We start from the raw sequence: 19,603 nt of genomic DNA on the forward strand, positions 1-19,603 counted from the left end.
ACTCTTCACTATAAATAAAATGGCAAATTTAAAGGAAATCCGTAATAGAATTACTTCCATTTCATCAACGATGCAAATCACATCGGCAATGAAAATGGTTTCTGCAGCTAAGCTAAAGAAAGCACAAGATGCGATCACAGCGATGCGACCTTATGCCGAAAAATTAACGGAATTATTACAAAACCTTTCTGCAACACTTGATGGTGATGTAGGTGGAGATTTTACGACACAACGTGAAGTAAAAAAAGTTTTAATTGTAGCCATAACTTCAAACAGAGGTTTATGTGGTGCATTTAATACCAATGTAATTAAGGAAGCTAAAACCCGTTCTGAATATTATGTTGGAAAACAAGTAGATATTTTTGCCATTGGTAAAAAAGGAAACGATATTCTCAGCAAAAGTCTTACTGTAGTTGATAATCAAAGTGCTATTTTTGATCATTTAACTTTTGATAATGTGGCTGTAATTGCAGAAACATTGACTCAAAAATTTATTACCGGCGAATACGATAAAATAGAATTGGTTTACAATCAATTTAAAAATGCTGCAACTCAAATTGTACAAACAGAACAATTTTTGCCATTAGCACCTATTAAATCTGACAAACCAGCTTCAACAGGAGATTATATTTTTGAACCTTCTAAAGAAGAAATTGTATTGACTTTGATTCCAAAATCATTGAAAACACAATTATACAAAGGAATTAGAGACTCATTTGCTTCAGAACACGGTGCTCGTATGACAGCAATGCATAAAGCAACGGACAATGCAACTGAAATGAGAGATCAATTGAAATTAACGTATAATAAAGCACGTCAAGCTGCTATTACTAATGAAATCCTTGAGATTGTTGGTGGAGCAGAAGCTTTGAACGGATAGATAAAAATTCTAAGATTATAAAAAAGAGCCAACATTTGTTGGCTCTTTTTTGTTTATATAATTTCGAAAAGGCAGTAATTTTAAACAAAAAAAATCTAATAAAAATTTTTATTATTTTTTTAACATCGGTTTAGGGTTCGATTATGGATTAAATTTTATCTTTAAACCGCCCCTAATCAATATCTTTTTTCTTATGTCTTCAAGTAATTGGGATAAACGTATTCAAAAATATCTATTCTTTTACCGTGATGGTTTTTTTGAATTACCTTATTTCTCAGATTCGCCACGAGCGATGATTAATAGTTTAAAAAACACTCCAGAATCCACTCATAAGCCATCAGAACAGGCAATTACTTCAAATAATCCTTTTTGTGAAGGAGTCGTCAGGTATAGGGAAATTGAAGAAGGGTTGTGGCTGTTGGCAACAAATATTGATATAAAAGAAAATATTGTAGCTAAAGCATTGTATCAGGAAACCGGAGCTAATAATCATTACGTTTTGTCTTTTTCTGTCTTTGAATATGTATTTTCTTCTAATATTGATTTTACAGATAAACCAATTGTTAAAAGTACTTGTTGGACTTTTTATAAACCCAAAACACAAGTTTCTACTTATTTTTACAAAGGAACTACCGGAAGATTCTGTAACTTTATTTTCACAAAACAATGGGTCGAAAATAATGCTGGTTTTCAAAAATTACCTAAAGAAAATGGTATTCAACAATTTATGAAATCCGGAATAGGCTTCATGAATTGGTTAGATGTAGTTCCAAATTCTCATGAAATATTTAAAGAGATTTGGAAAATTTTAGAAATAGATCAGCAACAACCTTTTGAGATAATAAATTTAAAGGAACAAACAGTAAATCTAATATCTAATTTTTTTACTGCCGTGTTTAACGAAAAACGATTACAAAAATATGTACCGTTAAACAATAAAGATTATCCAAACATTGCCAAAGCTGAGAAAACGATATTGCAAAATCTAGCTTCTCCTTTCATTGGTATAGAAAAAATAGCAAACGAGGTAAATCTCTCGCCTACCAAACTCAAATCGAATTTTAAATCTGTTTTTGGATTGTCATTATTGCAATACCACAAAGAGAAAAACATGTTGTTAGCCATGCAACTCATGCAGAACTCTTCGATGCAAATCAAAAATATTGCGACTGCTATTGGCTACGATAGTTCAAGTAAGTTTACCGTTTCTTTCAAAAAACGCTTTGGTATTCTTCCTTCTGAAATTCGGAATAAATAAAATTTTTTTCTTATTGGTTTAAAATATGTCCGAATGGGATATTGAAATGTCCGAATGGGATACTTTTCTGTTCGTTCAAATTCTATTTTTGCTGATATGAGGAATCTAATAATTCTTCTTAAAAATTAAAGAAACATTTTAACGGTACTATTAAGCCCCCAAATTGTAAAAGTTAAATGGAAAATTATCAAATAACCTTGTCAGAAACTATTCTTTCAAAAGCACAGTCAGGTGAAGATACATCTGCGTTACGGAGAGAATTGTATTATATCAGACGTAGTACTTTATATAAAAAATTGTACACGGATGAATTAAAAAAAATGTTTTGGGTAAATTTATTTAACGCGTATGTTATCATTATTTCGAATGAGCCCAAACAAAAAATCTCGATGTTCAAACGCAAAAGGATCAAAATTGCACAATATCTTTTGTCGTTAGATGACATTCAATACGGGATTTTGAGAATGCATAAATATAAAATAGGCTTTTGCTATATAAATAATCCTTTTTATTCCAGTTTTATAAAAATGCTGGCGGTGACTAAGTTAGACTATACCATAGAGCCCCAATTGAATAGAACGGATTATCATCATAAAAAGAATACCCAAAAAGCAATAATTAAGCAATAGCTTTTAGCATATAATTTAAGTAAATCGAGACTTGAAATTCACGGGCTTTTCATTAATTTTATGGTTTTAAAATCGAACCATTAGCCACATTTACATTGGAAATTAAAGAATTGACCACCGTTGAAGAAATGCTTGCTCAAATAGAAGTAATCCGATATCTATATCCAAAATTTACTTTAGAAAAATACGAATCTTATCTCAAGGAGATGATTCCGCATAATTATAAGCAAGTAGCTGTTTTTGAAGCCGATATTTGTGTGGGAATTTCAGGATTTTGGTCTGGAGTAAAACTTTGGTCCGGAAAATATGTAGAAATTGATAATTTTATTGTCCATCCTGAACATCGTTCCAAAGGAATTGGAAAAATGATGACAGATTACATCAATGATAAAGCGACAAAAGCCGGATGTACGATGATTGTTTTAGATGCTTTTACGGGTAATTTCACCGCTCACCGGTTTTATTATAATCAAGGCTACAATCCCAGAGGTTTCCATTTTATAAAAATGTTAAACGAAGACGGATTATCGTAATGTTCTAAAATACTTAATTTACACTTTATTGAGCCAACAAATTCAGTAAAAAACCAAAGAATTAGCTACTTTTGTTTTTATAAATAATAACAAAGAAGACCACCTTGGGATTATATAAAAATCTTTTCAAACAAACTGCGATTTATGGACTGGCAACGGTTTTACCTCGCATGTTAAGTTTCTTACTCGTACGATTATACACGGGAATATTGCCAACAGCCGAATATGGGGAAGTTTCGATTCTTCTTTCATGGATGGTTTTTTTCAATGTAATTTTATCTTACGGAATGGAAACGGCTTTTTTCCGTTTTTACAATTCCGAAAGTGATAAACAAAATGTAATTGCCACAACAACAATTTCTGTTTTTTGGTCTTCTATTTTCTTCCTTTTTGGAGCTTTAATTTTCCGAAACACATTGGCCGCTATGGCAAATGTTGATGTGCAATACATCACTTATTCTATTTGGATTTTGGTTTTGGATGCGTTGGTGATTGTACCATTTTCAAAATTACGCGCTAATCAAAAACCGATGGTTTATGCAGCCATTAAGATTGGAAATGTAGCGGTAAACTTAATCTTAAATCTTTTCTTTTTACTGTTTTTACCTAAAATTGCCGAATCTAATCCGGATTCTTTCTTGGGGAATTTATACATAGATAATTTTGAAATAGGATATATTTTTGTTTCTAATTTATTGGCAAGTTTATTGACTTTTGTAGTGCTTTCGCCAAATTATCTTTCCCTGAAACGCAATTTTGATACGGTTCTCTGGAAAAAAATGATGCGTTACGGGTTGCCTATTTTGGTTGCGGGAATAGCATTTGCAGTCAATGAGCATTTCGATAAAATTCTATTGGGATATTTACTTCCGGAAAACATTGCAAAGTCCGAAGTTGGCGCTTATTCCGCTTGTTATAAACTCGGATTGTTTATGGTTTTGTTCGCTACAGCGTTTCGACTTGGAATTGAACCGTTCTTTTTTAGCCATTCCAATAACGAAAATGCACCACAAACCTACGCCGTTATAACCAAATATTTTGTCATCTTAGGCTCTTTAATTCTCCTTGGTGTAATCGTTTTTGCAGATATTTTAAAATTAATATTACTCGATAATCAATCGTATTGGGAAGCGATGAAAGTCGTTCCGTTGATTATTTTGGCTAATTTTTTCTTGGGAATTTATAACAACCTTTCTGTTTGGTACAAACTCACAGACAAAACAATAATTGGCGCTTATATTTCAATAGTAGGCGCAATAGTAACCTTAGTTCTCAACTATCTTCTAATTCCAAAATACAGTTATTATGGTTCTGCAATCGCTACCATTTCGGCTTACGGAAGCATGATGTTCATTTCGTATATTTTGGGAAACAAATATTACCCAATACCATATGACATGGAAAAAATAGGAGCCTATCTAGGAATTTCTATTGCATTTTCAGCTGTTTCTTTTTACGGATTCCGCGAGAATTATTTCGTTGGAATCCCATTATTAATAGGGTTTATGTACTTTATATATCACAACGAAAAAGAAACTTTAAATAGAATTTTGAGCAAAAAAAATAGTTGAAGCTAATCGCGCTGTACGTTACAAGCTTTTTCATAAAATTATTTTTTTCCAAGTCCTAAAAAGGAGCTTCCTTTGGTCGCTCTTTTAATCCGGGAAAAAATATAATTTTATTTCAAAAGGCTTTTCACTTCCATCACGGCTAAAACCCAAAACCTAACACCCATAACCCAGAATATGACCATCAACATCATCAACAAATCGCAACACGAATTACCCAACTACGAAACGATAGCTTCGGCAGGAATGGACTTGAGAGCTAATCTATCAGAACCGGTGACCTTGCAACCTCTGGAAAGAGCCATCGTAAAAACAGGACTTTTCATAGAATTACCAATAGGTTATGAAGCACAAGTTCGCCCAAGAAGCGGATTGGCTGCCAAAAAAGGAATCACCGTACTCAATTCACCCGGAACAGTTGATGCCGATTATCGTGGCGAAATTGGTGTGATTTTAGTAAATTTATCCAATGAAGCATTTGTTGTCGAAAACGGAGAACGTATCGCACAATTAATCATCGCCAAACATGAACGTGCAGAATGGATTGAAGTTCAGGAACTTTCGGAAACAGCAAGAGGCGAAGGCGGTTTTGGAAGCACAGGTGTGAAATAAATGTAATAATTCAGAAATAGAGAAGATTAAATATTCAACAGAGAACCATTTAATCTTTCCGTTTTTTAATCTTTCAATATAAAAAATATGAAAATAATAGTACCAATGGCTGGACGAGGTTCCAGATTAAGACCACATACATTAACTATTCCGAAACCATTAATTCCAATTGCAGGAAAACCAATTGTACATCGTTTAGTCGAAGATATTGCTGGAGTTTTAAAACAAGACATCGAAGAAATTGCTTTTATTATCCATGAAAGTTTTGGTGCTCAAGTCGAAAAAGATTTAGTGGCTATTGCCGAGAAATTAGGAGCAAGAGGAACTATTTATTATCAAAATGAAGCATTAGGAACGGGTCACGCCATTATGTGTGCCAAAGATTCGTTGAGCGGACCAGCAGTTATCGCTTATGCCGATACTTTAATTCGTGCCGAGTTTGATTTAGATCAAACTGCTGATAGTGTCATTTGGGTAAAACAAGTTGATAAACCCGAAGCTTTTGGAGTTATCAATTTGAATGAAGCCAATGAAATAGTGGAACTAGTTGAAAAACCGGCAACATTTGTTTCAGACCTTGCCGTTATTGGAATTTACTATTTTAAAGATGTTGCCGTTCTGAAAAACGAACTTCAATTAGTATTGGATAATAATATTATTCACGGTGGGGAATATCAAATTAATGACGGAATAAAGCAAATGATGGCAAAAGGCATGAAATTTGTACCGGGTAAAGTAGATGAATGGATGGATTGTGGAAACAAGGATGTTACCGTAGAAACGAATTCAAGAATGTTAGGATTTTTACACTTTGACGGAGAACATTTAGTTGATTATGATGTGAAATTAGAAAACTCAACTATAATTCCGCCTTGTTATATTGGTGAAGATGTTATATTGATTAACGCAACTGTTGGACCTAATGTTTCTCTAGGGAAAGGATGTCATGTGAGTAATAGTTCAATAAAAAACAGTTTGGTTCAAACGCATTCGCACATCAAAAACGCGAATTTAGACAATGCGATGATAGGGAATCACGCCAGTTTTGACGGTAATTTTACCAGCATCAGTATTGGAGATTATTCGGTATTAGAATAAAATAATGAAAAAAAAAGCCTTAGTTGTTCTCCTTTTTGGAATGTTCTGCATTCCGGTTTCGCTTGTGGCACAAACGGAACCTGAGGATATCGCTTTGGTTAATGATGAATTTCAAGATTCATTTTACGAATCATTATTACAAAAAGGCATCGAAAATTATGACAAAGCAATTGTTGCTTTAGAAAAATGTTTGAAGTCACAACCTAATGATGCGACTGTTTATTTTGAATTGGGTAAAAATTATTTGGCCCAAAAGAACTTTGAGCGTGCTTACAATTCATTTGAACGCGCTACACAAATTGACCCTAAAAACAAATGGTTTTGGGAGGGAATGTATGATGTAAGTTATCAAACCAAGAATTACAGTCAAGCCATAACGGTCATTCAAAAATTGATTCCGTTTGACGAAAGTTTTAAAGATGATTTGATTTCGCTTTATATGGCGACGAATCAGTTGGATAAAGCGCTCGGGCTTATAAATGAGATGAATGATAAATTTGGAAAATCAGATGAAAGGGAATTGTATAAAATTCAGATTTTATCCGGTGGCAAATTTCAAAATGAGGAAATTACAAATCTGATTTCGCAAATCAACAAAAACCCGAAGGAGGAATCCAATTATATTGCTTTGATTTTCTTGTATTCTCAAAATAATGAAGCGGATAAAGTATTAGAAATCACAAAGAAATTGGAAACTGAAATTCCTGCTTCCGAGTGGGCTCAAGTGAGTTTGTTCAAAAGTTATTTAGACAATAATGAAGCGCCAAAAGCCATAAATGCTATGAATTTAGTTTTGGCAAGTAACAAAATTGATGCTAAAATAAAGCACAGAATATTGAATGAGTTTTTGATATTTGTGAATTCAAATCCACAATTCACGCCTGATTTAGAAAAAGCAATTGGCTATTTTGATACGGATAAAGAAGTAAATGTAGCAAAGGAAATAGGCAAGTTTTATCAGAACAAAAAACAATTAGATAAGGCTGTTAAGTATTACGAACTGTCGTTGAAGAAGAATATAACAGAAGATATTGAGACGAATTTACTTTTGCTTCAAGCGTATACCGAAACAAAAAATTTTGAATTAGTAGCCAAAAAAGCCATGGAAATGATTGAACTTTTTCCTTCACAACCACAATTTTATTACTATTCAGGTTTGGGAAACAATCAATTGCAGCAATTCAAAAAAGCTAAAGATATACTGGAAACAGGATTGGATTATTTGGTTGAAAAAGGGAGTTTAGAAATCAATTTTTATATTCAACTAGGCGAGGCGTATAACGGATTAGGCGATTTCAAGAAAAAAGAATTGTATTTTTCGAAAGCCAACCAATTATTAAAAGAAAAATAATACACATATGAATAAATTTGTCCTTTTATTGTTGCTCATCGGTATGGTTTCCTGTAAGTCGAAATCGGCTTTGGTGACAGCCACAACTGACGCAACCCATTTGTCATCCAAAAAAATAATTGAAAATCATTATAACAATAAAACTAACTTTTCTACATTATATATTAAAGCCAATGCGCATTATGCGGATGATAAACAAACGCAAAATGTTACGGCAGAAATAAAAATAAAGAAAGACGAACAAATCCTGATTAGTATTCGGTTTTTGGGAATTACGATGGCCAAAGCGTTGATTACGCCAACAGCAGTAAACTATTACGAGAAGATTAACGGAAGTTATTTTGAAGGTAATTTTAGCGGGCTGAGCCAATGGTTGGGAACCGATTTGGATTTTGCAAAGATTCAGAATATGTTATTGGGTGAGGCATTTGATGATTTTAGCAAAGGAAAATACAGCGAATCATTTGACGAACAGACTTATAGATTGGATGATTTTTCTGATGATAATGTAAAAAAATCATTCTTTTTAGATGCCGATAGATTTTTAATTCAAAAACAAGAAATTTCCCAAACTGCCGAGGAGCGAATGATTCAGGTTGCTTACTCAGATAATAAAGTGTTTAGCGAGGCAATAGTTCCGTTGAATGTCTCTATAAATACCTTTCAGAAAAAAGGAAAAACAGAAATTAATTTGAATTACAATGTGGTTACTTTCAATGAAGAACTTTCTTTTCCTTATAGTGTTCCAAATGGGTACAAAAGAATTATAATTAAGTAAATTTGCAAAAATATATTTTCAATATGCCAAAATTTCTCCTAAGCCTGATTTTTGTATGCATGACTTCGCTAATGTGGAGCCAGGAATCGCAACAAGAAAAATTAGAACAACGAAAAGCTCAAATCCAGCAAGAAATCAGAGAAAATGAAAAGTTGTTACAGTCCGTTAAGAAAAAAGAAAAATCAGCGGTTAATGTAATTGTAATTCAAATCAATAAGATAAAGCTTAAAGAGAAATTAATCAATACTACCGAAAGGCAAACAAAGCTTTTGAGTAATGATATGTATATAAATCAGATGCAAATCAATAAGCTAAAAAGAGAATTGGCTTTGCTAAAGGAGGATTATGCAAAGATGATTGTCAAGTCTTACAAAAGCCGTTCCGAGGAAAGCAGAGCGATGTTTTTATTGTCTTCAGAGAATTTTTTGCAGGCATACAAAAGAGCGCAATACATGAAACAGTATACGAGCTATAGAAAAGTGCAAGGAGAAGAAATTAAATCTAAATCTAGTGAGCTTGTTCAGTATAACGAAAAACTGGATGTTCAAAAAACCGCTAAGAAAAAATTAATTGCCGAAAATGAAAAAGAACGACAAGCTTTAGAGAAAGAAAAGAAAGAGCAGGAAAAGCTGGTCAATTCTATCAAAAAAGATAAAAATAAAATTACGGCTGACATCAAGAAAAAACAAAAAGAGTCGAAAGCCATAGACAGACAAATAGACCGATTAATTCGGGAAGCCATTGCCGAAGCCAATAGAAAAGCGGCTATAGAAAGAGCAAAAGCAAAAGCTTTGGCCGCTGCTAATGCTAGTTCTAAGACACTTACAAAAGCAGAAATAAAAGAAGAGTCTAAAAAAATGGAGCGTGAAGCTGCTTCTGCCTCAGTGTCGTCCACTAAAATAGAGTTAACTCCAGAAGCTAAGATTATAGCGGATAATTTTAAAGCAAACAGAGGAAGACTGCCTTTTCCTGTAGAAAGAGGTTTTATCTCTTTGGGGTATGGCGATCAAGCGCATCCGGTTTACAAATCCTTAATGATTCATAATAGTGGTGTAGAAATCACAACAGATCAAGGTGCTAATGCCAGAGCAGTATTTGATGGTGTAGTTTCGAGTGTGATTGTATTGTCGCCGGTTAATAAAGCAGTTATGATTCAGCACGGGGATTTCTTCACTGTATATCAAAATTTGAGCTCGGTGAGTGTGAGTAAAGGAGATAAAGTAAGCCGAAAACAAAATATTGGTAGAGTGAGAACCAGTGGAGAAACGGGTAAAACGGTAATCAAATTTTTAATTCTTCAAAACACAACTTATAATAATCCAGCCAGTTGGTTGTCGATGTAGTAGATTGTTTTTTATATAAAAAAGAAGAGCCCAGTTTATTTAAACAGGGCTCTTTTGTTATTATTTATTGTTGCTGTTGCTGCTGTTGTTCGATGTAATCGAGCTGTTCTTGAACGGCTTCAGAAACTTTTTCTAATTGTACGTTGTTTATTTCTTCAAATTTTCTGCCGTCTTCGTATCCAATGGAAACCGATACGGAAAGCGTTTGTTTTGAGAGTCCCTTAAAAGTCCCTTTTACCAGTGTGCAGTCATAGAAATTTCTTCCTACCGAAAGTTTTACATGGTTGTCCATAGTCCAAATATTGTTGGTAGGATCGAGTCCTAACCAGCCTTGATTTGGCGAATAAATTTCAACCCATGCATGTGTGGCGCCTTCGCCTCTTAGACCGCCTTCGTTTGGACAAATATAGCCACTTACGTATCGGGAAGGAATTCCGGCTGTACGAAGGAGTTGTAATAAAACGTGTGCAAAATCTTGGCAGACTCCTTTTCTAATTTCCAAAATTTCATCAATAGTTGTTTCTATATTTGTTATTCCTTTCGAGTATGTAAAATTGTTGAAAATGTATGTATTGCATTGTTGTGCAATCTCAATAATTGATTTGTTGGTGTAATCAATTTCATTTAGAATTGCATAGATTTCATTTTCTTTTTTGATTACTTCCGGATAGCACAGTCTTAAAAGCATGACGCTATTTTGTTTTTCATGGGCTAAATCAGCAACAGTGGTTGATTCGATTTCGGGAATCTTTAACGAATGATTTACACGTACAATCATCCTGGACTCTATAGTCATTTCGGTATGTGCTTCAATGGTATTAAAATTCCCAACGCAATTCCCATAATAATCTTTAGAAATTTCAATTTCAGGATCATTATTTATTAAAAGTTGGTGCTGTAATACATCTTGATTTTCAAAGTTGTGCGGAAATAAACGAATCTCGTTTATGCTTTCTTTTATGGGCCAATTGTATTGGTATTTTGTAATATGAATGATGTTAAAAAGTGCCATTTATAGTTAGGTATAAGAGAAAAATAATTTAGAAAAATCGGTCGAAAATTGATTTAATTGCTCTTTCGTGTGGTTTAGAACTTCTTCTAATTGCTGATTACTCAGGTTGTGATAGTCCGTATATTCAACATAACTTTTAAGTCTTCCAAATTGGTTACTCAGTGTTCTGGCTTCGTTTAAAGTATTGTCTTTGAACAAATAATTTAAATGAGTGCTGATTAACTCTAAAGTATAAATTACAGAATGAGCGAAGTCTTTATTGAAAATTACTTGTTGAACCACTTTGCGATTGTGCGGAATATTGCTATAGCTTTTTAGATACATTTCATAACCAGAAAGCGACAATAATAATCGTCTCCAATACAATAAGTCTTCATCGCCCTCAAGGTTGTAGCCAATAGGGGCAAAGTAGGTTTGAGTCAAAGAAATGGTCTGCAAACATCTTTCGATATGTTTTCCAATTCCGGAAAAACACCAGCCGGAACCCCTCGGCATTGTTACTTGCAGAATACCATTGTAAAGCAAAAACTCTTTATTGAGTTTAGTAACAATCTTCAAAGCACCTGATGTTTCCAGTTTTTTGGGTAATTCAGGGGAGTTAATATAATGGTATAATGAGTTGATGTGTTCCCAAAGTTCTTTGGTAATTTTATCTTGTGATCCTCTGGCATTTTCTCTGGCTTTATTGACCAAGTTTTTTACGGAGTTATTGTTTTGACTGTCGCAGATGATATATTTAAGGATAAATGCGGTATCGTGTTGTACTTCCTTTATTTTTTCTTTAGGCAGGTCTGTATAATATTCTAATAATGGTTTGAATCCTTGGTTATCGTCAATTTCTTTATCAAAAGAGAGGATATAAAAGGTATTTAAAGTTAGCATCATTCCGTCTGTTCTTTCCATGTATCGGTCTAACCAGAACATTCCATCTGCTACTCGACTAAGCATATTTACTTTCATTTTTCGTATCGTTTTTTTAAATAGTGAAAAAGATTTTTTTCATTGTTTAAGTTATTGTATAATCCAAGTGTCTTTACTGCCGCCGCCTTGTGATGAATTTACTACTAGAGATCCTTCGGTAAGTGCGACTCTGGTTAGTCCTCCGGGTACTATTTCTACTCCTTTTGGACCACATAATGCATAGGGTCTTAAATCGACATGACGTAGTTTTAATTCACCGTCTATTAAACACGGAACTGTACTGAGTTGAATTATGGGTTGTGCAATAAAATTTCTAGGGTTATTACAAATGGCAATTTTTGCATTTTCTAATTCTTCATCGGTTGCTTTATTACCCATAATCATTCCGTATCCGCCACTTTGATTGGTTTCTTTGATAACCATGTTGCCCATGTCTGCAAATACAAGTTCGCGTTCCTCTAAATTTTCCATTTGATATGTCGGAACATTTTTAAGAATAGGTTCTTGATTCAGGTAATATTTTATCATGTCAGGTACGTAAGCATATACCGCTTTATCATCGGCCACACCGTTTCCTACTGCATTTACTAAAGCTACATTTCCTTCTCGGTAGGCACTTATAAGGCCCGGAATTCCTAAGGTACTGTCTGGTTTAAATACCAAAGGGTCAAGATATTCATCGTCTAATCTTCGGTAAATTACATCAACCTGATGAAGTCCCGAAGTAGTTTTCATGTAGACTTTGTTGTTGTTTACAACTAAATCTCTTCCTTCAACTAATGGAATTCCCATTTGTCTGGCGAGGAAAGTGTGTTCATAATAAGCAGAATTATAAATACCTGGAGTTAGTAAAACCACATTAGGGTTTGAGATGTTTCTTGGCGATAATGAAACCAAAATATTATGGAAAATCATGGGGTAATTGCTCACCATCCCAACATTGTTAGAAGAAAGAATGCCTGGAAAAATACGTTTGGTAATCTCTCGGTTTTCCAGCATGTAACTTACGCCGCTTGGACATCTGAGATTATCTTCCAGTACATAAAATTCTCCTTTTGCACCACGAATTAAATCAATTCCTGCGATATGAACATGAATATTATGTGGCAACTTAATGCCTTGAACTTCTTGAATATAATGCGGACAAGACGCAATTAAGGAAGCCGGAATTATTCCGTCTTTTATAATATTTTGATCGTTATAAATGTCTTCCAAAAATAAATTCAGCGCTTCCAGTCTTTGTTTAATTCCAGATTCAATTTCGCTCCATTCGTTTTTGGTAATAATTCTTGGAATAATATCAAATGGAAAAATACGTTCAATTCCTTGATTATCATCACTGTAAACAGTAAATGTAATTCCTTGATTCATAAAAAAATCGGCTGCTTGTTTTTGTTTATCGCTCAGGTATTCATAATCTGAGTTTTGTAATTTTTCTAATACCTCACGGTAGGAATCTCGAACTCCTTCATTTGAAAACATTTCATCCCAACCATTAAGGTTTAATTTAGGTGTCAACTTCATCATTTTTTCATTATTAAAAAATTAAACTTTTGAATGTTTTTGTCTAAAACATTAACTTTTTTAGCTAAAATATCATTTTATTTTCTTAAAAAATGGTATTTTAATGATTATTTGTTAATTTATGTCAAATTCTTTTTTTGATAATTCTTTTTTGACAATTCTTTTATTTTATATTATCCTTTTTTTAAATTTCACATTTGAAAAACATACAATTTAGTGCTAATCCCTGATATAATAGGGGTTTGTTTTGTTAAAGTATAAATATATTATTGTTAGGTATGTTTTTTAATGGGGGTAATTGTTAATTTAAAGTAAATTTAAAAATCGGAAAAGCTACAGTTTTTATTTACTACTAAAAGAAGGCTGTCTATTGAAAAATTAATCTTTTAAATACTTATTTCAACAGACATTTGAATTCTTTTGTCAAAAATCATTCGTGATTTCTTACTTTTGATATCATGAGAGGAATAAAAATAGTTTTTTGGATACTTTGGCGGGTTTGGTTTTATGTTTTAATGGCCATTCCTATTCTTGTTATGTTTCCTTTTTTAGTCGCCTCAATAGTTACAGAGAGCGGTTATCCCTATTTTTTTAAAATGGCCAGGATTTGGTCAAAATTCATTCTTTTCGGAATGGGATTCTATTATAAAATAGACAAGGAAGAAGCTTTAGATCCAGATAAAAGTTATATGATAGTTGCTAATCATACTTCGATGGCCGATATCATGCTGATGCTTGCCGTGATAAACAAACCGTTTGTTTTTGTTGGAAAAAAAGAATTATCAAAAATTCCGTTGTTTGGATTTTTCTACAAAAGAACCTGTATTCTGGTCGATAGAAATTGTTCTAAAAGTAAAAGAGATGTTTTTGATAGCGCCCAAAAAAGATTAAACCGCGGATTAAGTGTTTGTATTTTCCCCGAAGGTGGTGTTCCTAATGATGAATCGATAGTATTGGATACGTTTAAAGATGGTGCTTTCCGCTTAGCGATAGAACATCAAATTCCTATAGTTCCCATAACTTTTGCCGATAATAAAAAAAGATTTTCTTATACTTTTTTCAGCGGAAGCCCAGGAATTATGCGGGTAAAAATCCATGCTCTTGTTGATACTTCAGGTAAAACAGGCGATAATCGAAAAGAAATTCGAGAAGGAGTTCGTGAAATAATTTACACACAATTACAAGCATTTGAAAATAAAAAGTAAAAGGTTTTTATTCTTGTTATTTCGTTATTTGCAATTCATATGATTTTCTAAATAAAAAAAGAGTTCACCTTGGCGAACTCTTTTTTAGTATATTAAAACTATTATTTAGGCGTTTGCCAATTCTTTGATGTGCGCTTTAATTTTAGCTTCCAACTCATCCGCTAATTCCGGATTATCTTTTATTAAAGATTTTACCGCATCACGTCCTTGTCCTAATTTGGTTTCACCATAACTAAACCAAGAACCAGCTTTTTTGATGACTTCAAATTCTACGGCAAGATCTAAAATCTCTCCGGTTTTTGAAATTCCTTCTCCATACATGATATCAAATTCAGCTACTTTAAAAGGTGGTGCCACTTTGTTTTTCACCACTTTTACTTTGGTTCTGTTTCCAAGTACGTTATCACCATCTTTAATTTGAGTAGAACGACGAATATCTAAACGAACTGAAGCATAAAATTTTAATGCATTTCCACCCGTTGTTGTTTCCGGATTTCCAAACATTACTCCAATTTTCTCTCTCAATTGGTTGATAAAGAAAACCGTACAATGAGTTTTGCTGATGGTTCCTGTTAATTTTCTTAACGCTTGTGACATCAAACGAGCATGAAGACCCATTTTTGAATCTCCCATTTCACCTTCAATTTCACTTTTTGGAGTCAAAGCCGCAACGGAGTCAATTACTACAATGTCAATGGCGCCGGAACGAATTAAGTTTTCGGCAATTTCTAATGCTTGTTCTCCATTATCCGGTTGGGAAATGATTAGATTTTCGATATCAACACCTAATTTTTCCGCATAGTTTCTATCAAAAGCGTGTTCCGCATCAATAAAAGCAGCAATTCCACCCGCTTTTTGAGCTTCGGCGATAGCATGAAGTGTCAAAGTAGTTTTTCCTGACGATTCTGGACCGTAAATTTCTATAATTCTTCCTTTTGGATATCCGCCAACTCCTAAGGCTAAATCGATTCCTAAAGATCCAGAAGAAATAGTTTCTACTTCCTCGATAGCTTTATCGCCCATTTTCATCACCGTACCTTTTCCGTAGGTTTTATCAAGTTTGTCAAGCGTAAGTTGTAGCGCTTTTAATTTGGCTTCTTTCTCTGAACTCATCTTTTCTTTCATCTATTTTTGTTTGTTTTCCTTATGGTTTTGGAAACGTTCAGAACAAATTATATTTGCCTTGTTTCCGGTTTGTATAAACGTATATTTCGTAAAAATACTTCTTTTTTTTGAAGTTGCAAAGCCTGTTTCACAACCAAATTTTTTTTGAAAATATTTAAATCGAAACCATTTATTTCTTCTTGATTTTAAATCCGAAGCTGTGATCTATTTTTCTACAAATAATGCTCTCAATTCGGTGGCTTCACTAGGTTTAATTTTCCCAGCAAGAAGCAAGCTCAGTTGTTTTCGTCGTAATGCATCATCAAAACGGTGTTTTTCCAGTTCGGTTTCGGGCATTATCGGCGCGACTTCTACAGGTCTTCCGGTGTCATCAACGGCTACAAAGGTATAAATGGCTTCGTTGGCTTTGGTACGATTTCCAGATTCTCGGTCTTCTGTCCAAACATCTATAAATATTTCCATTGAACTTTTGAAAGCTCTGGAAACTTTGGCTTCGACAGTAACAACACTGCCTAGCGGAATGGCTCTGTTAAAGGCTACGTGGTTGACAGATGCTGTAACCGTAATTCTTCGCGAATGTCTTCTGGCAGCGATACTTGCTGCACGATCCATACGGGCTAATAATTCGCCGCCAAAAAGATTGTTTAAAGGATTGGTTTCGCTCGGTAGAACCAAATCGGTTAAAATGGTTAAGGATTCTGAAGGATGTTTTGGAGTCATTTTTTAGGATGTAAATTACTTTTTTAAATTTAAAATGGTTTAATTCAACCAATACACCGCTATTACAGCAGGAATAAAATAGATGACAATAGTTCTGGCGCCATCATAATCTTTGGCCAGGCGTTGTCCAAAAAGCAACATCAATAAGGTTATGCTGGAAAAAATTGCTCCGTAAAAACCAAATAATCTTCCGCTGTTTACGACTAATTCTATTGCGCCTACCACGCACAAAATACCTGAAATTAATTCTAAAATTAAAACATTAAGTAAGGCCAAAGGCACGTGGTTTTTTAATTGGGTTTTTGCAAAATGTTCTTTCAGCCATGCTACATTATCTTTCCAATAGAATAATTTGTCATAACCGGATTGCAGAAAAGTAATAGCTAAAAAAACTAGGATTAAAATAGAAGCTACGTTATTCATATTTTTATTTTTTATGGATTAGACGTGTGAGTTTAATGGATAAATCGGTTAAAACTATTTTTGCATTTCCGTTTCTTTCAATGTGGTACATCGCATCCGAAAGTTCTTTGAAAATATCATTTATATTATTTCCGTTTACAAAAGGAGCAAAGTTTTCCAGTTTGAATTTTTCGACTTTTGGTTCCAGATATACTAAATCTCTGGTTTCATAATTAAGCAACAAAGCTTGTCGGAACATTTCGATACAAAATTGCAGGAATTTTTTCTGCGTTTCTCGTCCTAAACCTGCAATTTGTTCACTCCAAAGAATCAAATCCTGAATTGCAGCTGCGTTACCTTTGGCTTTAAATGCGGCTCTGACCCAAGTTACGAACCATTGTTCAAAAGGAAATTCCTCGCCATCTTCTTCCAGCAAATGCAATGCTTTGTTGTAATTGCCTTGTGCTTGATGAGCGATTTTATAAGCCGTTTTTTGGTCTGTTTGATAGTGAAAAACTAATGCTTCGGCAATTGCTTTTTCGCTTAATCCATTGAAATTTAATACCTGACATCGGGAGCGAATCGTTTGTATAATATCCTCTTCGTTTTCAGAAATTAAAATAAACACCGTTTTTTCGGGTGGTTCTTCCAATAATTTCAGCAGTTTATTAGAAGCTGCAATGTTTAATTTATCGGCCATCCAGACAATCATAATTTTATAACCGCCTTCATAAGATTTTAAGGATAAAGACTTTAAAATTTCCTGAGCATCATCAACCCTGATTTCGCCTTGTTTATTTTGAACACCTAAAACAGCATACCAATCAAACAAACTTCCATACGGATTTTCGATGATGAATTGCCTCCAATCTGCAATGAAATCAATACTTTTTGGATTTTTTTTGACTTCATCTGTGCTTACTGTCGGGTAAACAAAATGCAAATCGGGATGCGAAATTTTTTCGAATTTGATATTGCAAGATTCGTTTTCGCCACAATTTTCACCATTTTTATTGTTGCATAAAATATATTGGGAATAAGCAATTGCCATCGCCAAAGTCCCGCTGCCTTCGGGCCCTACAAACAGTTGAGCATGCGGAATTCTGCCTAAATCAGCACTTTTTGTCAAATGACTTTTGATGTATTCCTGCCCTAATATTTCTGAAAATTGCATAAAGCAAAGATAGAAGAAAATGGTATAGTCAAAAATTTTCGGATGCAAAGTTTTAGCAAAGTGGTGTTTCTAAGGAGGGATTAAAAACATTTAATTTTTAGAGTTAAGCTGACATTTTAGTTTTTAAAATATCATAAAGCCTATTTAATTATTAAATTACAACGATTTCGTTGATAAAAGCTATATTTTTCTATTATTTTCGGATTTATTAGTAATTTAAAAGTATTATATTTGTTATTCTTTCAAAATAAACTAAAAAACAGATATAATGAAGACTATAAACGATTTTGATTTTGCTGCTAAAAAAGCCATAATCCGCGTTGATTTCAACGTGCCTCTAGACGAAAATTTTAATGTAACGGATGCTACTCGTATCGAAGCAGCAAAACCAACTATTGATAAAATTCTTGCTGATGGCGGAAGCGTAATTTTGATGTCACACTTAGGCAGACCAAAAGGAGCAGAAGATAAATATTCATTGAAACATATTTTGAAAACAGCTTCAGAAATTCTTGGAGTTCCAGTTCAGTTTGCTTCAAATTGTATTGGTGAAGTAGCTAAAACGGCTTCCGATAATTTAAAAGCCGGAGAAGTTTTATTATTAGAAAATTTACGTTTTTACAAAGAAGAAGAAGCTGGTGATGTTGCTTTTGCAAAAGAATTAGCCTCTCTTGGAGATATTTATGTAAACGATGCTTTTGGGACCGCACACAGAGCACACGCTTCAACTACAATTATTGCGCAATTTTTTCCAAATGAAAAATGTTTTGGTTTATTGTTAGCAAAAGAAATAGAAAGTTTAAACAAAGTATTGAAAAACAGCGAAAAACCAGTAACAGCAGTTCTTGGAGGTTCAAAAGTTTCTTCGAAAATTACAGTTATCGAAAATATTTTGGATAAAGTAGACCACATGATTATTGGTGGTGGAATGACTTTTACTTTCGTGAAAGCTTTGGGTGGAAAAGTAGGAAATTCAATTTGTGAAGATGACAAACAAGAATTGGCTTTGGAAATCTTGAGATTGGCTAAAGAAAAAGGAGTTCAAATTCACATTCCGGTTGATGTTGTTGCCGCTGATGATTTTTCGAATACTGCAAACACACAAATTGTTGATGTAAGAGAAATTCCTGACGGTTGGGAAGGATTAGATGCAGGACCAAAATCATTGGAAAACTTCAAAAAAGTAATTTTAGAATCAAAAACAATTCTATGGAACGGACCATTAGGTGTTTTTGAAATGGAAAGTTTCGCAAACGGAACAATACAATTAGGGAACTTTATTGCAGAAGCAACTGCAAACGGTGCTTTCTCACTTGTGGGTGGTGGAGATTCTGTTGCAGCTGTAAAACAATTTGGTTTTGAAGATAAAGTAAGCTACGTTTCAACTGGAGGAGGAGCAATGTTAGAAATGCTTGAAGGTAGAATTTTACCTGGAATCGCTGCAATTTTAGACTAATTTAAATTTGATTG

Annotated in this window: 19 protein-coding genes; 12 read left to right on the plus strand and 7 right to left on the minus strand. The window is 33.7% G+C overall.

Annotated elements, in window-relative coordinates; all coding sequences use genetic code 11:
- The first annotated feature begins 19 nt into the window (after window positions 1–19).
- From atpG to O6P34_RS04910, 10 genes are all read left to right on the plus strand, one after another.
- Window positions 20–880 (plus strand): ATP synthase F1 subunit gamma, encoded by an 861-nt coding sequence (atpG, locus tag O6P34_RS04865; RefSeq protein ID WP_269686203.1) that lies wholly within the window; start codon window positions 20–22, stop codon window positions 878–880.
- A 193-nt stretch (window positions 881–1,073) separates the two neighbouring features.
- Window positions 1,074–2,138, plus strand: a complete 1,065-nt coding sequence (locus tag O6P34_RS04870; RefSeq protein ID WP_269686204.1) for an AraC family transcriptional regulator — start codon at window positions 1,074–1,076, stop codon at window positions 2,136–2,138.
- Between the two features lie 176 nt (window positions 2,139–2,314).
- Window positions 2,315–2,767 carry a DUF547 domain-containing protein gene (locus O6P34_RS04875; RefSeq protein WP_269686205.1) on the plus strand — a complete coding sequence of 151 codons (453 nt, stop codon included), beginning with the start codon at window positions 2,315–2,317 and terminating at the stop codon, window positions 2,765–2,767.
- Window positions 2,768–2,895: 128 nt separating this feature from the next.
- Window positions 2,896–3,300 carry a GNAT family N-acetyltransferase gene (locus O6P34_RS04880; protein ID WP_269686729.1) on the plus strand — a complete coding sequence of 135 codons (405 nt, stop codon included), beginning with the start codon at window positions 2,896–2,898 and terminating at the stop codon, window positions 3,298–3,300.
- A gap of 104 nt (window positions 3,301–3,404) precedes the next feature.
- Window positions 3,405–4,871, plus strand: a complete 1,467-nt coding sequence (locus O6P34_RS04885; protein WP_269686206.1) for a lipopolysaccharide biosynthesis protein — start codon at window positions 3,405–3,407, stop codon at window positions 4,869–4,871.
- Window positions 4,872–5,045: 174 nt separating this feature from the next.
- The gene (gene dut / locus O6P34_RS04890; protein ID WP_269686207.1) at window positions 5,046–5,480 is read left to right on the plus strand and encodes a dUTP diphosphatase; all 435 of its coding nucleotides are present in this window, start codon (window positions 5,046–5,048) and stop codon (window positions 5,478–5,480) included.
- 87 nt (window positions 5,481–5,567) lie between these two features.
- Window positions 5,568–6,578, plus strand: a complete 1,011-nt coding sequence (locus O6P34_RS04895; RefSeq protein ID WP_269686208.1) for a sugar phosphate nucleotidyltransferase — start codon at window positions 5,568–5,570, stop codon at window positions 6,576–6,578.
- 4 nt (window positions 6,579–6,582) lie between these two features.
- Window positions 6,583–7,929: a tetratricopeptide repeat protein gene (locus O6P34_RS04900; RefSeq protein WP_269686209.1), complete on the plus strand. Its 1,347-nt coding sequence runs from the start codon at window positions 6,583–6,585 to the stop codon at window positions 7,927–7,929.
- A gap of 7 nt (window positions 7,930–7,936) precedes the next feature.
- Window positions 7,937–8,707, plus strand: a complete 771-nt coding sequence (gene lolB1 / locus O6P34_RS04905; protein ID WP_269686210.1) for a lipoprotein insertase outer membrane protein LolB1 — start codon at window positions 7,937–7,939, stop codon at window positions 8,705–8,707.
- A gap of 23 nt (window positions 8,708–8,730) precedes the next feature.
- Window positions 8,731–10,050: a murein hydrolase activator EnvC family protein gene (locus O6P34_RS04910; RefSeq protein ID WP_269686211.1), complete on the plus strand. Its 1,320-nt coding sequence runs from the start codon at window positions 8,731–8,733 to the stop codon at window positions 10,048–10,050.
- Between the two features lie 64 nt (window positions 10,051–10,114).
- On the opposite strand, the gene O6P34_RS04915 is transcribed toward O6P34_RS04910, so the two are convergent.
- Genes O6P34_RS04915 through O6P34_RS04925 form a run of 3 tightly spaced genes read right to left on the minus strand, consistent with a single transcriptional unit; the run spans window position 10,115 to window position 13,510 of the window.
- On the minus strand, window positions 10,115–11,062 hold the full coding sequence (locus O6P34_RS04915) for a transglutaminase family protein (RefSeq protein WP_269686212.1): 948 nt from the start codon (window positions 11,060–11,062) through the stop codon (window positions 10,115–10,117).
- A 6-nt stretch (window positions 11,063–11,068) separates the two neighbouring features.
- The gene (locus O6P34_RS04920; RefSeq protein WP_269686213.1) at window positions 11,069–12,022 is read right to left on the minus strand and encodes an alpha-E domain-containing protein; all 954 of its coding nucleotides are present in this window, start codon (window positions 12,020–12,022) and stop codon (window positions 11,069–11,071) included.
- A 51-nt stretch (window positions 12,023–12,073) separates the two neighbouring features.
- Complete coding sequence (locus tag O6P34_RS04925) at window positions 12,074–13,510, minus strand: circularly permuted type 2 ATP-grasp protein (RefSeq protein ID WP_269686214.1); 1,437 nt, start codon at window positions 13,508–13,510, stop codon at window positions 12,074–12,076.
- Window positions 13,511–13,965: 455 nt separating this feature from the next.
- Here O6P34_RS04925 and O6P34_RS04930 point away from each other — a divergent pair, with 455 nt between their 5' ends.
- Entirely contained in the window at window positions 13,966–14,712 is a 747-nt protein-coding gene (locus O6P34_RS04930; RefSeq protein WP_269686215.1) for a lysophospholipid acyltransferase family protein, read from the plus strand.
- Window positions 14,713–14,817: 105 nt separating this feature from the next.
- Here O6P34_RS04930 and recA read toward each other — a convergent pair whose 3' ends face one another.
- From recA to O6P34_RS04950, 4 genes are all read right to left on the minus strand, one after another.
- Complete coding sequence (recA, locus tag O6P34_RS04935) at window positions 14,818–15,825, minus strand: recombinase RecA (RefSeq protein WP_269686730.1); 1,008 nt, start codon at window positions 15,823–15,825, stop codon at window positions 14,818–14,820.
- Window positions 15,826–16,041: 216 nt separating this feature from the next.
- Window positions 16,042–16,557: an acyl-CoA thioesterase gene (locus O6P34_RS04940; protein ID WP_269686216.1), complete on the minus strand. Its 516-nt coding sequence runs from the start codon at window positions 16,555–16,557 to the stop codon at window positions 16,042–16,044.
- 39 nt (window positions 16,558–16,596) lie between these two features.
- Window positions 16,597–16,980: a DoxX family membrane protein gene (locus tag O6P34_RS04945; RefSeq protein ID WP_269686217.1), complete on the minus strand. Its 384-nt coding sequence runs from the start codon at window positions 16,978–16,980 to the stop codon at window positions 16,597–16,599.
- Window positions 16,981–16,984: 4 nt separating this feature from the next.
- Window positions 16,985–18,133, minus strand: a complete 1,149-nt coding sequence (locus O6P34_RS04950; RefSeq protein WP_269686218.1) for a DNA polymerase III subunit — start codon at window positions 18,131–18,133, stop codon at window positions 16,985–16,987.
- A gap of 268 nt (window positions 18,134–18,401) precedes the next feature.
- Here O6P34_RS04950 and O6P34_RS04955 point away from each other — a divergent pair, with 268 nt between their 5' ends.
- Window positions 18,402–19,589 carry a phosphoglycerate kinase gene (locus tag O6P34_RS04955; RefSeq protein ID WP_269686219.1) on the plus strand — a complete coding sequence of 396 codons (1,188 nt, stop codon included), beginning with the start codon at window positions 18,402–18,404 and terminating at the stop codon, window positions 19,587–19,589.
- The last annotated feature ends 14 nt before the right edge of the window (window positions 19,590–19,603 follow it).

The organism is Flavobacterium lacustre, from assembly GCF_027474525.2.
GTDB classification, from domain to species: Bacteria; Bacteroidota; Bacteroidia; order Flavobacteriales; family Flavobacteriaceae; genus Flavobacterium; species Flavobacterium lacustre.

Coding starts and splice junctions, on each gene's coding strand:
- O6P34_RS04945 (WP_269686217.1), bottom strand. CDS start 16,980: ATGAATAACGTAGCTTCTATTTTAATCCTAGTTTTTTTAGCTATTACT.
- O6P34_RS04930 (WP_269686215.1), top strand. CDS start 13,966: ATGAGAGGAATAAAAATAGTTTTTTGGATACTTTGGCGGGTTTGGTTT.
- O6P34_RS04880 (WP_269686729.1), top strand. CDS start 2,896: ATGCTTGCTCAAATAGAAGTAATCCGATATCTATATCCAAAATTTACT.
- O6P34_RS04875 (WP_269686205.1), top strand. CDS start 2,315: ATGGAAAATTATCAAATAACCTTGTCAGAAACTATTCTTTCAAAAGCA.
- O6P34_RS04950 (WP_269686218.1), bottom strand. CDS start 18,133: ATGCAATTTTCAGAAATATTAGGGCAGGAATACATCAAAAGTCATTTG.
- lolB1 (WP_269686210.1), top strand. CDS start 7,937: ATGAATAAATTTGTCCTTTTATTGTTGCTCATCGGTATGGTTTCCTGT.
- O6P34_RS04870 (WP_269686204.1), top strand. CDS start 1,074: ATGTCTTCAAGTAATTGGGATAAACGTATTCAAAAATATCTATTCTTT.
- O6P34_RS04925 (WP_269686214.1), bottom strand. CDS start 13,510: ATGATGAAGTTGACACCTAAATTAAACCTTAATGGTTGGGATGAAATG.
- O6P34_RS04915 (WP_269686212.1), bottom strand. CDS start 11,062: ATGGCACTTTTTAACATCATTCATATTACAAAATACCAATACAATTGG.
- O6P34_RS04955 (WP_269686219.1), top strand. CDS start 18,402: ATGAAGACTATAAACGATTTTGATTTTGCTGCTAAAAAAGCCATAATC.
- dut (WP_269686207.1), top strand. CDS start 5,046: ATGACCATCAACATCATCAACAAATCGCAACACGAATTACCCAACTAC.
- O6P34_RS04910 (WP_269686211.1), top strand. CDS start 8,731: ATGCCAAAATTTCTCCTAAGCCTGATTTTTGTATGCATGACTTCGCTA.
- recA (WP_269686730.1), bottom strand. CDS start 15,825: ATGAGTTCAGAGAAAGAAGCCAAATTAAAAGCGCTACAACTTACGCTT.
- atpG (WP_269686203.1), top strand. CDS start 20: ATGGCAAATTTAAAGGAAATCCGTAATAGAATTACTTCCATTTCATCA.
- O6P34_RS04900 (WP_269686209.1), top strand. CDS start 6,583: ATGAAAAAAAAAGCCTTAGTTGTTCTCCTTTTTGGAATGTTCTGCATT.
- O6P34_RS04895 (WP_269686208.1), top strand. CDS start 5,568: ATGAAAATAATAGTACCAATGGCTGGACGAGGTTCCAGATTAAGACCA.
- O6P34_RS04940 (WP_269686216.1), bottom strand. CDS start 16,557: ATGACTCCAAAACATCCTTCAGAATCCTTAACCATTTTAACCGATTTG.
- O6P34_RS04920 (WP_269686213.1), bottom strand. CDS start 12,022: ATGAAAGTAAATATGCTTAGTCGAGTAGCAGATGGAATGTTCTGGTTA.